The 17266-nt window shown below is 36.0% G+C and carries 19 protein-coding genes; 14 read left to right on the top strand and 5 right to left on the bottom strand.

Going from position 1 to position 17266, the window contains the following annotated elements; genetic code table 11:
* The 8 genes from spoIIAB (at position 1) to KQI71_RS01405 (ending at position 7824) form a co-directional block, all read left to right on the top strand.
* Positions 1–429 carry an anti-sigma F factor gene (gene spoIIAB / locus KQI71_RS01440; protein ID WP_216433353.1) on the top strand — a complete coding sequence of 143 codons (429 nt, stop codon included), beginning with the start codon at positions 1–3 and terminating at the stop codon, positions 427–429.
* On the top strand, positions 422–1159 hold the full coding sequence (locus KQI71_RS01435; RefSeq protein ID WP_216433351.1) for a SigF/SigG family RNA polymerase sporulation sigma factor: 738 nt from the start codon (positions 422–424) through the stop codon (positions 1157–1159). Before spoIIAB ends, KQI71_RS01435 begins: the two co-directional genes overlap by 8 nt.
* Before the next feature lie 62 nt (positions 1160–1221).
* A complete protein-coding gene (rho, locus tag KQI71_RS01430; RefSeq protein WP_216433349.1) occupies positions 1222–2649 on the top strand; it encodes a transcription termination factor Rho in 1428 nt (475 codons plus the stop codon).
* A gap of 129 nt (positions 2650–2778) precedes the next feature.
* On the top strand, positions 2779–2979 hold the full coding sequence (gene rpmE / locus KQI71_RS01425; protein WP_022374625.1) for a 50S ribosomal protein L31: 201 nt from the start codon (positions 2779–2781) through the stop codon (positions 2977–2979).
* Positions 2980–3048: 69 nt separating this feature from the next.
* A complete protein-coding gene (locus KQI71_RS01420) occupies positions 3049–3978 on the top strand; it encodes a DUF1385 domain-containing protein (protein WP_216433347.1) in 930 nt (309 codons plus the stop codon).
* On the top strand, positions 3971–4825 hold the full coding sequence (gene prmC, locus KQI71_RS01415; RefSeq protein WP_216433346.1) for a peptide chain release factor N(5)-glutamine methyltransferase: 855 nt from the start codon (positions 3971–3973) through the stop codon (positions 4823–4825). Before KQI71_RS01420 ends, prmC begins: the two co-directional genes overlap by 8 nt.
* Entirely contained in the window at positions 4818–5891 is a 1074-nt protein-coding gene (gene prfA, locus KQI71_RS01410; RefSeq protein ID WP_216433344.1) for a peptide chain release factor 1, read from the top strand. The genes prmC and prfA overlap by 8 nt, the downstream gene beginning before the upstream one ends.
* 40 nt (positions 5892–5931) lie before the next feature.
* On the top strand, positions 5932–7824 hold the full coding sequence (locus tag KQI71_RS01405) for an NAD(+) synthase (RefSeq protein ID WP_216433342.1): 1893 nt from the start codon (positions 5932–5934) through the stop codon (positions 7822–7824).
* Positions 7825–8129: 305 nt separating this feature from the next.
* On the opposite strand, the gene KQI71_RS01400 is transcribed toward KQI71_RS01405, so the two are convergent.
* Positions 8130–8333, bottom strand: coding sequence for a cold-shock protein (locus tag KQI71_RS01400; protein WP_216433340.1), 204 nt, complete (start codon positions 8331–8333; stop codon positions 8130–8132).
* Positions 8334–8536: 203 nt separating this feature from the next.
* Positions 8537–8965 carry an RNA helicase gene (locus KQI71_RS01395; RefSeq protein WP_253287873.1) on the bottom strand — a complete coding sequence of 143 codons (429 nt, stop codon included), beginning with the start codon at positions 8963–8965 and terminating at the stop codon, positions 8537–8539.
* A 118-nt stretch (positions 8966–9083) separates the two neighbouring features.
* On the opposite strand from KQI71_RS01395, the gene KQI71_RS01390 reads away from it, so the two are divergent.
* Both KQI71_RS01390 and KQI71_RS01385 read left to right on the top strand, forming a co-directional pair.
* Positions 9084–9554: a PaaI family thioesterase gene (locus KQI71_RS01390; RefSeq protein WP_216433338.1), complete on the top strand. Its 471-nt coding sequence runs from the start codon at positions 9084–9086 to the stop codon at positions 9552–9554.
* Complete coding sequence (locus KQI71_RS01385) at positions 9544–10527, top strand: hypothetical protein (protein ID WP_216433336.1); 984 nt, start codon at positions 9544–9546, stop codon at positions 10525–10527. The genes KQI71_RS01390 and KQI71_RS01385 overlap by 11 nt, the downstream gene beginning before the upstream one ends.
* Positions 10528–10601: 74 nt before the next feature.
* Here KQI71_RS01385 and KQI71_RS01380 read toward each other — a convergent pair whose 3' ends face one another.
* Positions 10602–11684 carry an iron-containing alcohol dehydrogenase family protein gene (locus KQI71_RS01380; protein ID WP_216433334.1) on the bottom strand — a complete coding sequence of 361 codons (1083 nt, stop codon included), beginning with the start codon at positions 11682–11684 and terminating at the stop codon, positions 10602–10604.
* A 121-nt stretch (positions 11685–11805) separates the two neighbouring features.
* Here KQI71_RS01380 and KQI71_RS01375 point away from each other — a divergent pair, with 121 nt between their 5' ends.
* Together KQI71_RS01375 and KQI71_RS01370 are read left to right on the top strand one after the other, a co-directional pair.
* Positions 11806–12888 (top strand): GTP-binding protein, encoded by a 1083-nt coding sequence (locus KQI71_RS01375; protein WP_216433327.1) that lies wholly within the window; start codon positions 11806–11808, stop codon positions 12886–12888.
* 13 nt (positions 12889–12901) lie between these two features.
* Positions 12902–13855 carry a TIGR03943 family putative permease subunit gene (locus KQI71_RS01370; RefSeq protein WP_216433325.1) on the top strand — a complete coding sequence of 318 codons (954 nt, stop codon included), beginning with the start codon at positions 12902–12904 and terminating at the stop codon, positions 13853–13855.
* 36 nt (positions 13856–13891) lie between these two features.
* Here the strand turns inward: KQI71_RS01370 and KQI71_RS01365 are convergent, their stop codons facing one another.
* Positions 13892–14770 (bottom strand): LysR family transcriptional regulator, encoded by an 879-nt coding sequence (locus KQI71_RS01365; protein WP_216433323.1) that lies wholly within the window; start codon positions 14768–14770, stop codon positions 13892–13894.
* A gap of 76 nt (positions 14771–14846) precedes the next feature.
* Between KQI71_RS01365 and spoIIID the strand changes: the two genes are divergently transcribed.
* On the top strand, positions 14847–15107 hold the full coding sequence (gene spoIIID / locus KQI71_RS01360; RefSeq protein WP_216433321.1) for a sporulation transcriptional regulator SpoIIID: 261 nt from the start codon (positions 14847–14849) through the stop codon (positions 15105–15107).
* A gap of 39 nt (positions 15108–15146) precedes the next feature.
* Here spoIIID and KQI71_RS01355 read toward each other — a convergent pair whose 3' ends face one another.
* Positions 15147–15773, bottom strand: coding sequence for a hypothetical protein (locus KQI71_RS01355; protein ID WP_216433319.1), 627 nt, complete (start codon positions 15771–15773; stop codon positions 15147–15149).
* Positions 15774–15921: 148 nt separating this feature from the next.
* On the opposite strand from KQI71_RS01355, the gene KQI71_RS01350 reads away from it, so the two are divergent.
* Positions 15922–17244, top strand: coding sequence for a replication-associated recombination protein A (locus KQI71_RS01350; protein WP_216433317.1), 1323 nt, complete (start codon positions 15922–15924; stop codon positions 17242–17244).
* The last annotated feature ends 22 nt before the right edge of the window (positions 17245–17266 follow it).

The raw sequence follows: 17266 nt of genomic DNA, 5'->3' as shown, positions 1-17266 counted from the left end.
ATGGTACATTTGGAATTTAACAGTGAATCTGAAAATGAAGGAATTGCTCGTATGGTAACAGCAGCTTATATGATGCGATTTGATCCGACGATGGAGGAAATGTCGGATGTAAAGACAGCAGTTTCAGAAGCAGTAACCAATAGTATTGTACATGCCTATGATGATACGAATGGAAAGATTATTTTAGATATTTCCAGTCAAGATGAAACGATTCGGATTTTAGTAGAAGATTTTGGAATTGGAATTGAAGATGTAAAAAAAGCAATGGAACCAATGTACACAACAAAAGCAAAAGAAGAAAGAACTGGGATGGGTTTTTCTTTTATGGAAGCGTTTATGGATAAGGTAGAAGTAACATCAACACCGGGGAAAGGAACAAAAGTTTTGATGTTTCGAAAGATTGGAGGCATAGAATCTCTTTATGAATGATGTGAGAGAACTTTTAAGGCTCACAAAAGAAGGAGATGAAAAAGCTAGAGAGACACTTGTTCTTGAGAATCTTGGATTAATTTGGAGTGTGGTAAGAAGATTTCATAATCGTGGATATGAGATGGAAGATTTATTTCAAATTGGAAGTATTGGGCTTATGAAAGCAATTGATAAGTTTGATCTTTCTTATGATGTGAAATTTTCAACTTATGCAGTTCCCATGATTACTGGAGAGATTAAACGCTTTTTGAGAGATGATGGGATGATCAAAGTCAGCCGATCATTAAAAGAGAATGCTTATAAAATTCAAAAAGCAAGAGAAGCATTTTCTATGGAATATCAAAGAGAAGCAACATTAGACGAAATCTCAGAAAAGACGAATCTTGCAAGAGAGGAGATTGTTGCTGCTATGGAGGCAAATAAGGAAATAGAATCTCTTCAGCGTCCGACTTATCAAAAGGACGGGAGTGAAATCTTAATCATGGATCGGCTTGTGAAAGAAGAAAATGAAGAAGAGCATGTTGTAAATCATATCATATTGGAAGAATCGATGAAAATGTTGACGGAGGAAGAAGAAAAATTGATTCGTTTCCGATATTTTCAGGGGAAAACACAACAGGAAATTGCGAAAATTTTAAAAATCTCACAGGTACAAGTTTCGCGTATGGAAAAAAAGGTGCTGAGAAAATTGCGGGAACAAATGATTGGACATTCTGACAAAATGTGTTAATATAATAATATCTAATCTATAGACGAATCGTCTATTTTCCCAAAAACAAAGGAGAATCTTATATGATATATGAAGAAAAATCGGTAGTGGAACTACGTGAAATTGCAAAAGAGCGAAAGATGAAAGGACTATCTGCTCTTAAGAAAAAAGATCTGATCGCTAAACTAGAAGAATATGATCAGCAGCAACAGGAAAAGCAAAAAGAAGAAGTCTCCAAGGCGAATGAAGAGCGTATGGAACATGGACAGGGAGAACAGATGCATGTTCATAAGCAAGAAAGAAGGCATTATAATAATAATTATGAACAAAGACATGCGAAGGGAAATAACAGGGAATTTCCTAAAAATATAAAGAGTCTCGATAGTGGGGAAAAGGCTAATGGAATTCTTGAAGTTATGCCAGATGGCTATGGATTTATTCGATGTGAAAATTATTTGCCGGGGGAAAATGATATTTATGTATCTCCAGCACAGATTCGGAAGTTTAACTTGAAGACTGGAGATATTTTATCCGGAGCAATTCGTGTGAAAACACAAAGTGAAAAGTTTAGTGCACTTCTTTTTGTAGAATCTGTTAATGGTTATAAACCAGATGTTGCAGCGAGAAGAAAGCATTTTGAAGATCTTACACCTATTTTTCCTAATGAGCGTTTGAATCTTGAAACTGGATCAGCCTCTTTGCCAATGCGTATGGTAGATCTCTTGTCGCCAGTGGGAAAAGGACAGCGTGGAATGATTGTTTCACCTCCCAAAACGGGAAAAACAACGTTATTAAAACAGATGGCACAAAGCATCAGTGCAAATTATAAAGATATTAAACTGATTGTTCTTTTAATTGATGAACGACCAGAAGAAGTAACTGATTTTAAAGAATCTATTGAAGGAAAGAATGTAGAAGTTATTTATTCAACATTTGATGAACTGCCGGAACATCATAAGAGGGTATCGGAAATGGTTTTGGAGCGAGCAAAACGTCTGGTAGAACATAAGGAAGATGTTGTCATTTTGCTTGATAGTATTACACGTCTTGCAAGAGCTTATAACCTTACGGTTCCGCCAAGTGGAAGAACATTAACTGGCGGACTTGATCCTGCAGCTCTTTATATGCCAAAGAAATTTTTTGGCGCGGCAAGAAATATGAGAGAAGGTGGAAGTCTTACGATTTTAGCCACAGCACTTGTAGAAACAGGAAGTAAGATGGATGATGTTATCTTTGAGGAATTTAAAGGAACTGGTAATATGGAAATCGTTCTGAGCAGAAAATTATCCGAAAAAAGAATTTTTCCTGCAGTCGATATTGCAAAGTCTGGGACAAGAAGGGAAGAGTTACTCCTTACGAAAGATGAACATACTGTTGTAACCGCACTTCATAAAGAATTGGCTGGAAATCGTTCGGAAGAATTTTTGGAACAGATGCTTGATTTATTTAAACGGACGAAAAATAATCAGGAATTTGTAGCACTTACGAAAAGATCTCTTTTAAGAAGATAAAAAAGTATTTGCATTTTCTTTTTTAGTATGATAGAATAATAAAGCTGTTATTAAAACAAGAAATGACGAAAGTCATAGTATGTAATAGTTGGCAAAATCCAACAAAATTTTTAGAAGAGGTGAAAAAACATGCGTGAAGGAATCCATCCAAAATATTATCAGGCAAAAGTAGTTTGTAACTGCGGAAATGAATTTGTAACAGGGTCTACAAAGGAAGATATCCACGTAGAAATCTGCTCTAAATGTCATTCATTCTACACAGGACAGCAGAAAGCTACTCAGGCTCGTGGACGTATTGATAAGTTCAATCGTAAATATGGTGTTAAGTAGAAAAATCAGGAATTGGGTTGAGGTTGTCAAAATCTCAACCTTTTCTTTTTTTATGAAAAGGAGATAACAATGGCGATTCGTATAGGCGGTCAGGCAGTCATGGAAGGCGTTATGATGAAAAATGAAGATCGTTATGCTGTATCCGTGCGAAAACCTGATGGTGAGATTGAGACAAAAGTAGAAGATTGTGTCAGCTTTTCAAAAAGACATCCAGCATTTGCTCTTCCAATTTTACGAGGTATGGTAAGTTTCATTGAATCCATGGCAATCGGAATGAAAACCCTAAACTATTCGGCATCTTTTTTTGAAGATGAGGAGGAAGATACGAAAGCTTCTAAAGTTATAGAAAATATATGGAATGGAAAGGGAGAAAAGATTATGATGACGTTTATCATGATCGTTTCTTTTGCTGTGTCCATTGGACTTTTTATGATTCTTCCATATTTGGCATCTGAGCTTTTGCATCACTGGATAAGAAATGAATATATCATTTTATTGCTGGAAGGTCTGATTCGAATCGGCATTTTTCTTGGATATATTGTGTTAATTTCCAGAATGGAAGATATCCGGCGAGTTTTTATGTACCACGGAGCGGAACATAAAACAATTAATTGTTTGGAGGCAGGGGAGGATTTAACTCCGAAAAATGTAAAAAAATATTCCAGACTGCACAAACGATGTGGAACGAGTTTTATTTTTATTGTTATGATTATCAGTATGGTATTTTTCTTTTTTATCCGTGTTCGTACGATATGGCTCAGAATTGTTCTGCGGCTTCTTTTTCTTCCATTGGTAGCAGGAGTTTCTTATGAATTTATACGATTAGCAGGAAAAAGTGACCATCCATTTGTTCAGCTGTTTAGTAAACCAGGGCTTTGTCTTCAGAAGCTTACGACACAAGAACCGGATGAATCCATGATAGAAGTTGCTATTGCCTCGGTTGAGGGAGTATTTGACTGGAGAGAATATCTAAAAAAGGAAAGAAAAAAGTATGAATAGAAGAGAATGGATTTTATATGGCCAGGAAAAAATGGAAAAGTATCAGATTGAAAATGCTTCAGGAGAAGCTTGGTATTTGTTTTCTCATTGTTTTCATATAAGTAGAGAAGATTATCTTTTTGGAATGACAGAGGAAGTTGTCGATCAAAAAGGAATTCAGGAATATGAAGAAATGCTGAAAAAACGTACGAAGGAAAGAATTCCGCTGCAATATTTAATTGGTACACAGGAATTTATGGGCTATCCTTTTATGGTAACACCGGATGTTCTCATTCCAAGGCAAGATACGGAAATTGTTCTTGAAGAAGTTATTAGACAGGGAAAGCATCCCAAAAAGATTCTTGATCTTTGTACAGGTTCTGGGTGTATTGCAATCAGTCTCTCTTTGATCTTAAAACCGGATCTTTGTATAGGAACAGATATTAGTGAAAAGGCATTAAAAGTTGCAAAAGCCAATGGTGAAAATCTTTCGCCTATGGTAAAATTTATAAAAAGTGACTTATTTGAAAATGTAGAAGGTACTTATGATTTAATTATTTCTAATCCTCCATATATTAGAACAAAAGAGTGCAAACAACTTATGCCGGAAGTGAGAAATCATGAACCAATGCTTGCGCTTGATGGGAAAGAAGACGGATTATATTTTTATCGGAAAATCATAAAAAAAGCCGGCCATTATCTGGAAGCAGGAGGAATGCTTGCTTTTGAGATCGGATATGACCAGGGAAATGATGTAAAGGAATTAATGGAAACACAGGGATTTGTTTCTGTTGAGATAAAAAAAGATTTAGCAGGACTAGACCGTCTGGTCTTTGGATTTGCAAAAGAAGGAGAAAAAAATGTTTGATAAGTTAGAAAGTTTAGTAGACCGTCTGGATACGGTGTTGCAGGAATTGAATGATCCAGATGTAGCATCTAACCAGAATCGATTTCGTGATTTGATGAAAGAACAAAATGAACTGACACCGATTGTTGAAAAATATAAAGAATATAAAGCCGAAAAACAAAATGTAGAAGAAAGTCTGGAACTTTTGGAAGAAGAATCAGATGAAGATATGAAGGAACTGGCAAAGGAAGAGTTAAACGAATCCAAAGCTAATGTAGAACGATTAGAAGGAGAACTGAAAGTTCTGTTAATTCCAAAAGATCCGATGGATGATAAAAATATTATCGTTGAAATGCGTGCCGGTGCAGGTGGAGATGAAGCTGGTTTATTTGTTGCCGATGTTGCGCGTATGTATAGAAACTATGCAGAAAGTAAACGATGGAAAGTAAATACATTAAGTTTTAATGAAAGTGGAATCGGTGGATTTAAGGAACTGGTATTTATGGTATCTGGACAAGGCGCTTATTCAAGATTTAAATATGAAAGTGGTGTTCATCGTGTACAGAGAATTCCAGCTACAGAATCTGGTGGAAGAATTCATACGTCAACAATTACGGTAGCAATTATGCCGGAAGTAGAAGATGTAGAAGTAGAAATTGATATGAATGATTGTAAATTCGATGTGTTCCGTGCTTCGGGTAATGGTGGACAGTGTGTCAATACAACAGATTCTGCGGTACGTTTAACACATATTCCAACAGGAATCGTTGTTTCGTGTCAGGATGAAAAATCACAGTTAAAGAATAAAGATAAGGCATTAAAAGTTCTGCGTTCTCGTTTATATGAGTTAGAACAGCAGAAAGCACATGATGAGGAGGCTGCCAAAAGAAAGAGTCAGATCGGAACTGGAGATCGTTCAGAAAAGATCAGAACCTATAACTATCCGCAAGGACGTGTTACAGATCATAGAATCAAATTAACACTTCATAAGCTGGATTCCATTATGAATGGAGATTTAGATGAATTAATTGACAGCCTGACAGCAGCGGACCAGGCAGCCAAATTAAGTAATATGGAACAGGAATAAAAAAGAAAAAATACAGGGATAATAAAAACGAGGTAAAGAAATGAAAGACGGATTTATTAAAGTTGCCTGTGCAACACCAAAAATTAAAGTTGCAGATCCTGTATATAATGCTGAAAAAATTATAGAAATCATCAAAGAGACTGGAGCAAATGGTGCCAGTCTTTTGGTGTTTTCTGAGCTAACAATCAGCGGATATACTTGTGGAGATCTGTTTTTGCAGCAGCCGCTTCTTACAGAATGTAAGAGACAGCTTGGAAAAATCGCAAAAGAAACAAAGGGCGAAAACATGTTGGTCGTCGTAGGATGCCCACTTGTTGTAAAACAAAAACTTTATAATTGTGCAGTTGTAATATCAGATGGAAAAATCCTTGGAATTGTACCCAAAACACATCTTCCAAATTATTCTGAGTTTTATGAACTTCGTCATTTTACAACAGGAAAAGATTTGGATGAAATTTTGTGGTTTGATGAAGAGCCAGTGAGTGTTTGTACGAATCAACTATTTGTATGTGAAGAGATTCCAGAGCTTGTTGTTGCTTGTGAAGTGTGTGAAGACTTATGGGTACCACTTCCGCCTAGTACTTACCATGCGATGGCAGGAGCAACTGTAATTTGTAATCCATCTGCAAGTGTGGAAACAACAACAAAAGAAACATACCGAAGAAATCTTGTATCCAATCAGTCTGCAAGACTTTTGGCAGCTTATCTTTATGCAGATGCGGGAGAGGGAGAATCTACACAAGATGTTGTTTACAGCGGTCATCATTTGATTTGTGAAAATGGTTCTGTCCTTGCACAGGCAAAACGTTTTACGAATGAAACGATTTATGCAGATATTGATGTGCAGCGTCTTGCAGCAGAACGAAGAAAAATGACTTCTTTCCCTGGCGGAAAGACGGACGATTATGAAGAAATTCCATTTTCTTTGAAAGTAAAAAAGAATAAAATTTCAAGAACATTTCCAAAAACGCCGTTTGTACCGGATAATCGAGACGAACGTGATAAACGATGTGATGAAATTTTATCTCTTCAGTCGATGGGACTAAAGAAACGTTTGGAACATACACATTGTCAGCATGCAGTTGTTGGAATTTCTGGAGGACTTGATTCTACCCTTGCGGTTCTTGTAACAGCACGTGCTTTTGACATGCTTGATATTCCAAGAAAAAATTTAGTTTGTGTAACCATGCCATGTTTTGGCACAACAGATCGTACTTACCAAAATGCAGTATCTTTGATTAAAGAACTTGGAGCAACTTTAAAGGAAGTACGAATTGAAAAAGCAGTTAGACAGCATTTTGCAGATATTGGACATGATGAAAGCGTTCATGATGTAACATACGAAAATTCACAGGCAAGAGAAAGAACACAAATTTTAATGGATATGGCCAATCAGTATAATGGAATGGTAATTGGAACTGGAGATATGTCAGAACTTGCGCTTGGGTGGGCAACTTATAATGGAGATCATATGTCGATGTATGCTGTCAATTGTTCTGTACCAAAGACATTGGTACGTTATCTGGTTCTTTATTATGCAGAAACAACAGAAAATAAAAAATTATCTGAGGTATTGATGGACGTGCTGGATACTCCGGTTAGTCCGGAGCTGCTTCCGCCAGTAGATGGTGTAATTTCACAAAAGACGGAAGATCTTGTAGGACCATATGAATTACATGATTTCTTCCTGTATTATATGATGCGTTTTGGATTTCCAAAAGCAAAGCTTTATCGCATGGCAAAGCTGACATTTAAAGATGTTTATGACAAAGAAACAATTAAAAAATGGCTGGATAAATTCTATTGGAGATTTTTCAGCCAGCAGTTTAAACGTTCTTGTCTTCCAGATGGACCAAAAGTTGGAAGTGTAGCGGTGTCACCAAGAGGAGATTTGAGAATGCCGAGTGATGCGAGTCCTTCGGCTTGGATTTAAAAATCTCTGGAAAGAGAGGATTTATGGGAATTCTTGTGTTGGATGTTGGGACATCCAGTATGCGAGGAGTGTTATTTAAATGATTATGAAAAGCGCAATATGCTTGCCAGTGTTGCAAACCTCTATTATAACAGTGAAATGACATAGAATCAGATTGAGATTGTCGAATGTTTTTTCCTCTCGTTCAAAGATATCCAGAATGCTAGATGAGGATGCTGCACGAAAAGTAATAGAACTTGATGATGAGTAATTATTAGAAAAAAAGAAGACAACCGGAAAGTTTCGGTTGTCTTCTTTTAGTTATATTAAGCTAATTTTGCAACATTTTCTGCCTGTTTTCCACGAGGTCCTTCTGCAATATCAAAGCTTACTTTCTGTCCTTCTTCCAGAGTTTTGAATCCTTCTCCCTGGATTGCAGAGAAATGTACAAATACGTCATCTCCTTCTTCCTGAGAAATAAATCCATAACCTTTTTCTGAATTAAACCATTTTACTGTACCAGTGTTCATTTGGGTACCTCCATTTTGTAAAAAAAATTAATATGATATTATAAGAAAGATGTATTGATTTTACAAAAAATTACAATTTTTCGCAAAAAAATACGATCGGCATCTTTAGCGGTACATTCATAGAATTGAATGCAGCCAATTTGTCGGTCGTGAACATTACATCTATCAATTACAATACTAATGATAACACAACCAGACAGGTATTACAAATATTTTTTCAAGCTCTCAATACTGCCCTGGTGAAAACAAGAAAGATGTTTTGCCATAGAAAGTGTCTGTTTGGAAGCATTACAGTATTTATGCCAAGATTGAATGGACTGAATCATGCCCATTGTATAACCTTGAATACACATTTCAGCAAGATGTGAGGTGGAAGAGTCGCGAATAGCTTTTAGTTTTGTCATCCATTCAGAATAGGTTTTCAAAATTTCTCCAGCGTCTTCTGCGTGAAAGCCTTGTTCACGGATTTCTTGCTGGATAGCTTCTTCCTGCTCATGATAAGCGGCTTCCTGTTGATCTAAAAGGGCCTGAAAGTCACAGTCTTTTGTGCTTTTACGAATTTGTGGTAAAGTTTCCAGTACCATTTGAACATTTTGGTAAAGATCATTTAATAAATTTTCATTGTCCATCATCTGAATTACTCCTTTTTCTTTAGGTTCTCCGAAAAATTCTCATTCTATACAGAAAAATAGAAATGTGCTACAATGAGTAACATTGGAAACCATACGGATAAAAAATCTGGAGGAAATCATGAGCAGAGAAAGTTTTAAAAGAAATATAGAACGTAGGATGGAAGCACTCGATCAGATCAGAGAAAATAGTATTTTTCATGAGTTGAAAGGGAAAATTATAGATTATGATTATGATAAGAAAAGTATTACAATGACTTATGAGGCAACGCCATTTCATGAAAATGTATTTGGAATTGTATTTGGAGGTTCTCTGGCGGGAATGTTTGACATTACATTTGGAACATTAACGGCTGGGCTTGGAGATTACAGTGTAGCTCCGACAGTGCAAATTTCTACAACATTTTTAAAAGGAATTCCAACTGGGTCAACGATTAAAATTTGTGCGGAGGCAGTATCTGCAGGAAAAACAATTATGAATTTTATGGGGAAAGCTTATGTTGGGGAAGAACTAGTCGGAAGTGCAACTGGTACTTTCATGACACCAAGGCCATTTAAGAAATATGTAAAGGACAAAAAAGATGAAAAATAATTTAATCTATTTTCCAGACGTATGGCAGGATAGTATAGAAGAGCTTTATGAAAAAATGACGATGGAGCAGTTGAAGAAAATTGCAAAAATTCATGATATGGCAGGAACTTATAAATATAATAAAAAACAGTTAATTTCTGTTTTAGCGTCCTATGTGTTAGATCCTGAGGTAATGCAAGAATTTTTTATATACTCAACAGAAGAAGAACTCGATTTGTTTGATCAGTTTCTTTACGAGCCAGAAGATATGGAAGAAGATGATGAAGAACTGGAATATGTGCTTCAATATTTCTTTTCTGGCGGATATCTTCTAAAGGATAAAAAACAGCAGTTGGTTATTCCAGAAGAAGTGCGACGGGTATATGAAAAAATCAACACCGATGAATTTCAGGAAAAACATGAACAATATAACATTGCTTATAATTATTGCTGTGGAATTACAAGCTTATATGGAACGGCTTCTTTGGAAGAAATTACAGCAATTTACAATTACCAGCAAAATAAAAAAATGCAGCCGCAAGAAATGTTGTTTCAGATTTATCTTCCATCATTAAAAAGAAAAGACTGGATGGTTTATCACGATGGAAGACTTACAGAACGCTATCTTTTGGAACAAGATGATATTGTAGAAAGAATTTTAAAAGAAAGGGAGGCGTATGAACCTTATATTCCAGCAAAAAGTGAGATTTATGATTTGGCACATGGACTTGAGGAAGTCACGATGATTTTTGCTGGATATTTGATGGATGATTTACGATTCTCTGTACAAGAATCTATGGGAATAACGGAATTTGTATCAAAGATGTTAAAAATTGGGGTTTCTCCAAAAGAAGTTTTTCAACTACTACAAAGACAAAAAATAATGTTTTTAAACCGAAAACAAATGGAAGAATTTGTGCAGCAATTATTGGATTTTTGGATGGAATTAAGACTATATACTTTATATGGACATAAGATGTCAGAGATAGAATAAGGTATCAAAAGGACCTTTGATTTTGATATGTATCCAGGATTTTAGGTACATATTGTTTTCAAAGGTCCTTTGAATTAATGATGTTTGTTATAATCTTCGATTTTTTTCACTGCATCAAGAATCATCGATGGAGTTACTTCGTAAGGCCAAGTTCTAACATCAATACCGGATAATGCTTTTGCAATGACAGCATCCATATCATCAAGAGAAGCATGAATATCTGCAAGTGTTGTTGGAAAATGCATACTCTTTGAAAATTGATAAATTTTTTCAAACTCTTCTTTTTGATGATCCACAGTCAAAAGGATTAAAATACAGTAAGCGACAATTTCGCCATGAAGATGTCCGTGTTCTTCTGTAGATTTGCAAACAGTAAATCCATTATAACAGGCATGCGCAAGACCCGTGTTTAAATCGATACCAACCAGATTAGAAACGAAACCAGTAGAAACGATGATTCCAAGCACAATTTCTTCTAATGCTTCACCTGGGGTATGCGCTTCACACTCTTTTAAAGCTTGAACACCATAAGTAACAAGTGGTTTGGCACATAGGTGGCTGATTTGTGCACCCATGGAAGTTGCATGATCAAGTTTTAGTCCTCTAGCACTTGTAGTACATTCATAAAATTTTGCCATGGTATCTCCAATTCCAGCCCACAAATATTTTTTAGGGGCATCTGCAATCACCTGTGTGTTAATAAAAATCCATTCTGCCGGTTTTTCTTGGAAAGAATACTCTCTTAGGGAACCATCTGGATGATAGATAATCCCAAGTGAGGTGCAAGATGCGCAGGTAGAAGCAATTGTAGGAAAGGTAAAAAACGGACGGTTACTTTCTTGGGAGAGGACTTTACATGTATCAATCGCTTTTCCGCCGCCACAAGCAAAGATCATATCTGCTTCTTGTACTTCTTTGTGTTGATTTAATGCGTCTATATTTTCGCGGCTTGCTTCTTCTCCATATTCAAAAACGCCAGTAATTTCAATGGTGCTGCCTTTTACAGCATCTTGGATAAGATGTACAGCAGCTTTTAATGCTCTGGTGCCGCCAATAATCACGGCTTTTGTTCCATATCGTTTGCAAACTTGTGGAATATCCGCGTAAGCATCGGTGCCAACGGAGTAATTTGGGTAATAGTGTCTTGAAAGATTCATAAGTTCCTCCTTGCAATATGATGTTTTTTTTCATTATAGAACGAAAAGAATGTTTTGACAAATCTTATGGAAGTAGTAAAATAGTTTTATATGGTTAAAAATAATGAAGGAAGGTATAAAAATGGCAAAGATAGATATTATTTCTGGATTTTTAGGTGCAGGTAAAACAACATTGATTCAGAAGTTGTTAAAAGAAGCATTAAACGATGAAAAAGTGGTACTGATCGAAAATGAATTTGGAGAGATCGGAATCGATGGTGGATTTTTAAAAGATGCAGGAATTGAAGTAACAGAAATGAATTCTGGATGTATTTGTTGTTCCCTTGTTGGAGATTTTGGAACAGCATTAAAAGATGTTATTACACAATACGCTCCGGATCGTATTATTATCGAACCATCTGGTGTAGGAAAACTTTCGGACGTAATTAAGGCCGTCCAAGGGGTTGCAGAAGATACCGATGGAATTGTATTAAATAGTTTTGTTACGGTTGCAGATGCAAAAAAATGCAAAATGTACATGAAAAACTTTGGTGAATTTTATAATAATCAGGTAGAATATGCAGGATCTATTATCCTAAGCAGAACAGGAGACTTGAGTGAAGAAAAATTGAATACTTGTGTTTCTTTGCTTCGTGAACATAATGAAAAAGCAGCGATCATTACAACTCCATGGGATCAGTTAAGTGGAGAGCAGATCTTAAAAGTTATGGAAGATGGAAATGATCTTGTAAAAGAGATGATGGAAGAAGAGGACATTTGTCCGGTATGTGGAGGTCATCATGAACACGATCATGACCATGGACACGATCATCATCATGAGCATCATCACGATCATGATCATGAACACGACCATCATCATGAACACGATCACGAATGCGGATGTGGACACGACCATGACCATGAGCATCATCACCATCATGCGGATGAAGTTTTCACAAGTTGGGGAAAAGAAACACCAAAGAAATATAACAAAGAGAATCTAGAGAGTATCTTAAAGAAATTATCAGAGGACGAAGCTTATGGAATCATTCTTCGTTCCAAAGGAATTTTACAAACAGAAGATGGAAGTTGGATTCAGTTTGATCTTGTACCGGGAGAGTATGAAATTCGTGAAGGAAGTGCAGATTATACAGGAAGAATTTGTGTAATTGGATCCAAATTAGATGAAGAAAAATTAGGACAGCTATTCTTCAAAGAAGATTAGGAGGAAAAGAAACATGTATGAATTACCGGCATATTTATTCTGGGGATTCCTTGAAAGCGGAAAGACAACGTTGATTAAGGAGACTTTAAGCCAGGATTATTTTAATGACGGCGAGAAAACAATGATCCTTACGTTTGAAGAAGGTGAGGAAGAATTTGATAAAGAGATGTTGGAAAAAACGAATTCATTTGTCATTCATTTGGACAAGATAGAAGATTTTACAAAAGAATTTGTTATTTCGTGCCAGAAAAATTATTATCCAGATCGAATTATGATCGAATATAATGGTATGTATCAGATTGAAGGATTGATGGATGTGATTGATGAGACAGATATTGAACTCTATCAGGCTATTGTAACAGTGGATGCATCTACTGCAGATATGTACATGAAAAATATGAAGTCTTTATTTGTGGAAATGTTTAAAATGGCAGACCTTGTGATTTTCAATCGGTGTGATGATAATACGAATGTCGGAAGCTACAGAAGAAGTATCAAGGCAGTGAATCCAAGGGCTCAGGTTGGATTCGAGAGAGCAGACGGACGCGAAATGAAAACAGAAGAAATGCTTCCATATGATATCAATGCGGATGTTATTAAAATCGAAGATGATGATTATGGAGTATGGTACATTGATGCTATGGAACGCTCAGATGTATATGACGGAAAAGTTGTAGAATTCAAAGCAGAGGTTCGCAGAAGTCCTAAAATGCCACCGGGAATGATTATCCCTGGAAGAAAGGCAATGACATGCTGTGAAGATGATATTACATTTATCGGATACTTATGTAGATTAAATCAGACAAAATCTAAAACATTAAAACGTATTTTAAATAAAGAATGGGTTACATTAACTGCACAGATTCATGTAGAATATAATGAGGCATATCAAAAAACGATGCCGGTTTTGAATGCTATTCGAATTGAAAAAGCAGAACCACCAAAACAGCAGTTAATTTACTTCTAAAAAACAAAAAGCGCAGCAGAAATGTTGCGCTTTTCTTTATCTTGATTTTGTATGCATAAAATCATAAAATTGCTGCAGTGCATTTGAACGATATTGAGCTGTAGAAAAAATGCAAATAATATCCGAAGAAAGTTGTTTTTTTGTAAAAAGTGCAAGAGATTTCATTTTTGTAGATTTTACGGAATCAGCAGCAGATTTTGGAATAATACCGATGCCCATGCCTTTCATTGCCCATTGTACAGTGGTCCTGGCATCATCGTTAATGCAGAGAATGTTGGGAGTCATGGAAAGTCTTTGAAACTCTTTTTTTAAAACAGTTAGCCATCGGCGGTATAAAATTAGGGGAGCATTCGAAAGCATAGACAGTTTTAGAGTATCCTTTGCCTGCTCTGGAAAAAAGTGTTCGTATCCAAAGGCAACGATTGGTTCGCTGCAAAGACGGATGAAATCGAATTCTGTAGATGGAAAAGGTGTTCGGACAAAAGCAGCTTCGATTGTGTTGGAATCTAACATTTCTAGGAGTTCATAAGTAGTGGCTTCTGTTAACTCAAAATAAATATCAGGATATTTTTCGTGAAATGAAAGCGCATATTCATCCAGAAAAAAATCGTGAACGGAAGAGGCGAGACCAATTTTTAATGTACCAGAAAGACCTCGTGATAAATCTTCAATCGTTTGACAAGTCTGATTACAAAAATCAAGGATGGTACACGCTCTTTGATAAAGAAAACGTCCAGATTCTGTTAAAGTAATTTGGCGGCTTCCACGATAGAATAAAGTTGTCTTAAGTTCTTGTTCCAGCTGATGAATAGCAGTGCTTAGTGGTGGTTGTGAAATATGAAGTCTTTTGGCCGCTGCAGAAATAGTTCCCTCCTGTACAACAGCAATAAAATATTCAAGGTGTTTTAAGTTCATAGGATCCTCCCAAATAAGACATACCGTCATGAGTTTTTGCATAGATTGTAAAAAACAAATCATGCAGGGGTATTTTATGAAAGATTACATTGAGGAGAGAGCAGTAGAGATTGCGCATTATATTGTTGAACACAAGGCAACTGTCCGACAGACAGCAAAGGTGTATGGGATTTCAAAATCAACCGTACATAAGGACGTGACCGAGCGATTATCAAAAATTAATCCTTCATTGGCAAAACAGACAAGAGAAATTTTAAATATTAACAAGCAAGAACGTCATATTCGTGGTGGTTTTGCGACAAGAGAAAAATACCTTCATAAACATCAAAGAGCATAAAGAGAAAAGGCCAATGACAAGAAGTCATCAGCCTGATTTTTACGAGTGTAATAAAGAATTCTGAAATTCCAGTAAATTTTTCATCGGATCAGACAGAGTTAGATAATGTCTTGTATTCTTTCGAAGATTATTGGAATTAACAGATCGAAGTTTTCCTTTAGAACTGGAATCAAAGAAATGATCATCAGCTCCATAAGGAGTTCTTACGATGGAAATATCAATAATTTCATCAAGAAAACGATTTGGATGAAAAATCTTGCGAATGCATTCTTTTTTGTATGTCGGTTTCAGACGATTGACTGTAAACTGAAAATACAAAGAGTTAAAGGCAGGTTCATCACTATCTAACAAAAATTGATAATCATGTGCAAGAATCATCTGTCCTTGTTCTTTTGTAAGACGAAATCTTGTTTTGTCAACAACATTGTTTTTACGGCTTCTTTGAATCAAGAATAATTCTTCATGATTCTTTTCGAAGAAATAATAGGTAAATTGCGGATGATCTTCCACACTCTCAAACATTAACACGCGAATGGGAAGACTGATCATATATTTTTCAGGTGACTTTGATAAAAGATATTCCTCCTGGGTCCGTTCATATTCAGCCTGAGTAATATTCTTTGTTACTTCCGTATAGGAAATCTTTTCAACTAATGCTTTTTCCATGATAACTCCACTTGTGTGCTTTACTTTTTTACTTCCTTTATTATAGCAGAGGAATATGATAAAATCATGTCTTATTTATAAAAAAACTCTTAAGAATTGATAGATTTTGTCAGTGGGCTATGCTAAGATAATTTCTGGAGGAAATATCATGGATTTATTTGACTATGCAAGAGAATTAAACAAAGAGAAAGAGTCTCCTTTGGCGGGTAGAATGCGCCCGACGACATTAGATGAGGTAGTGGGTCAGTCACATATTATTGGAAAAGATAAGCTTTTGTACCGCGCAATTAAAGCAGATAAACTTGGATCAATCATTTTCTATGGACCTCCGGGAACCGGGAAAACGACATTGGCCAAGGTGATTGCTAATACAACAAAGGCAAATTTTGTACAGATGAATGCAACGACATCTGGAAAAAAAGAAATGCAGGAGGCAATCCAAAATGCGAAAGAAGCTCTTGGAATGTTTCAGAAAAAAACAATTCTTTTTATTGATGAAATTCATCGTTTTAATAAAGCGCAGCAAGATTATCTTTTACCTTTTGTGGAAGACGGAACGGTCATTTTGATTGGGGCAACAACAGAAAATCCGTATTTTGAAGTGAATCAGGCGTTGATTTCCAGATCTAATATTTTTCAGTTATATCCATTGGGAAAAGATGATATTAAGAAACTGATCCAAAGGGCTGTTTATGATGAAGAAAAAGGCATGGGAATTTATCATGCAAGAATTGAAGAAGATGCAATGGATTTTCTTGCAGATATGGCACAGGGAGATGCCAGAAGTGCATTAAATGCGATAGAACTTGGTATTCTTACGACAAAGCCAGAGGAAAATGGAAATATTGTTATCAATATGGAAGTTGCGCAAGAGTGTATCCAGCGCAGAGCAACGAGATATGATAAAAATGGAGATAACCATTACGATGTAATTTCGGCTTTTATTAAAAGTATGCGTGGATCAGATCCGGATGCAGCCATTTATTATTTGGCTAGAATGATTGATGCAGGAGAAAGTGTCACGTTTATTGCAAGAAGAATTATGATTTGTGCGTCAGAAGATGTTGGAAACGCAGATCCAAAGGCACTGCAAGTTGCAGTTGCAGCATCGCAGGCTGTTGAAAGAATCGGTCTCCCAGAAGCAAGGATTATTCTTGCACAGGCAGTGACCTATGTAGCAAGTGCACCAAAAAGCAATGCTGCTTATATGGCGATTGATCAGGCACTTTCTGCCGTACGGAATCAAAAGATTGGAGAAGTTCCAAATCATTTAAAAGATGCTCATTATAAGAGTGCGGCAAAACTTGGTCATGGAATCGGATATCAATATGCACATAATTATCCAGAGCATTATGTGAAACAGCAGTATCTTCCAGATGAATTGGTAGGTACAACCTTTTACAAACCAACAGAAAATGGATATGAAAAACAAATAAGAGATTATTTAAGACATATTAAAGAAATAGAGTAGACAAAATAGGAAAGAACCCCAA

The organism is Anaerostipes sp. MSJ-23, assembly GCF_018918155.1.
GTDB lineage: Bacteria > Bacillota > Clostridia > Lachnospirales > Lachnospiraceae > Anaerostipes.
The sequence above is the reverse complement of the archived record's forward strand: the minus strand, read 5'-3'. Positions and strand labels throughout refer to the sequence as shown.

What these genes read in the sequence shown, in the direction of transcription:
- spoIIAB (WP_216433353.1), top strand. Translation starts at nt 1, where the DNA reads ATGGTACATTTGGAATTTAACAGTGAATCTGAAAATGAAGGAATTGCT.
- KQI71_RS01435 (WP_216433351.1), top strand. Translation starts at nt 422, where the DNA reads ATGAATGATGTGAGAGAACTTTTAAGGCTCACAAAAGAAGGAGATGAA.
- rho (WP_216433349.1), top strand. Translation starts at nt 1,222, where the DNA reads ATGATATATGAAGAAAAATCGGTAGTGGAACTACGTGAAATTGCAAAA.
- rpmE (WP_022374625.1), top strand. Translation starts at nt 2,779, where the DNA reads ATGCGTGAAGGAATCCATCCAAAATATTATCAGGCAAAAGTAGTTTGT.
- KQI71_RS01420 (WP_216433347.1), top strand. Translation starts at nt 3,049, where the DNA reads ATGGCGATTCGTATAGGCGGTCAGGCAGTCATGGAAGGCGTTATGATG.
- prmC (WP_216433346.1), top strand. Translation starts at nt 3,971, where the DNA reads ATGAATAGAAGAGAATGGATTTTATATGGCCAGGAAAAAATGGAAAAG.
- prfA (WP_216433344.1), top strand. Translation starts at nt 4,818, where the DNA reads ATGTTTGATAAGTTAGAAAGTTTAGTAGACCGTCTGGATACGGTGTTG.
- KQI71_RS01405 (WP_216433342.1), top strand. Translation starts at nt 5,932, where the DNA reads ATGAAAGACGGATTTATTAAAGTTGCCTGTGCAACACCAAAAATTAAA.
- KQI71_RS01400 (WP_216433340.1), bottom strand. Translation starts at nt 8,333, where the DNA reads ATGAACACTGGTACAGTAAAATGGTTTAATTCAGAAAAAGGTTATGGA.
- KQI71_RS01395 (WP_253287873.1), bottom strand. Translation starts at nt 8,965, where the DNA reads ATGATGGACAATGAAAATTTATTAAATGATCTTTACCAAAATGTTCAA.
- KQI71_RS01390 (WP_216433338.1), top strand. Translation starts at nt 9,084, where the DNA reads ATGAGCAGAGAAAGTTTTAAAAGAAATATAGAACGTAGGATGGAAGCA.
- KQI71_RS01385 (WP_216433336.1), top strand. Translation starts at nt 9,544, where the DNA reads ATGAAAAATAATTTAATCTATTTTCCAGACGTATGGCAGGATAGTATA.
- KQI71_RS01380 (WP_216433334.1), bottom strand. Translation starts at nt 11,684, where the DNA reads ATGAATCTTTCAAGACACTATTACCCAAATTACTCCGTTGGCACCGAT.
- KQI71_RS01375 (WP_216433327.1), top strand. Translation starts at nt 11,806, where the DNA reads ATGGCAAAGATAGATATTATTTCTGGATTTTTAGGTGCAGGTAAAACA.
- KQI71_RS01370 (WP_216433325.1), top strand. Translation starts at nt 12,902, where the DNA reads ATGTATGAATTACCGGCATATTTATTCTGGGGATTCCTTGAAAGCGGA.
- KQI71_RS01365 (WP_216433323.1), bottom strand. Translation starts at nt 14,770, where the DNA reads ATGAACTTAAAACACCTTGAATATTTTATTGCTGTTGTACAGGAGGGA.
- spoIIID (WP_216433321.1), top strand. Translation starts at nt 14,847, where the DNA reads ATGAAAGATTACATTGAGGAGAGAGCAGTAGAGATTGCGCATTATATT.
- KQI71_RS01355 (WP_216433319.1), bottom strand. Translation starts at nt 15,773, where the DNA reads ATGGAAAAAGCATTAGTTGAAAAGATTTCCTATACGGAAGTAACAAAG.
- KQI71_RS01350 (WP_216433317.1), top strand. Translation starts at nt 15,922, where the DNA reads ATGGATTTATTTGACTATGCAAGAGAATTAAACAAAGAGAAAGAGTCT.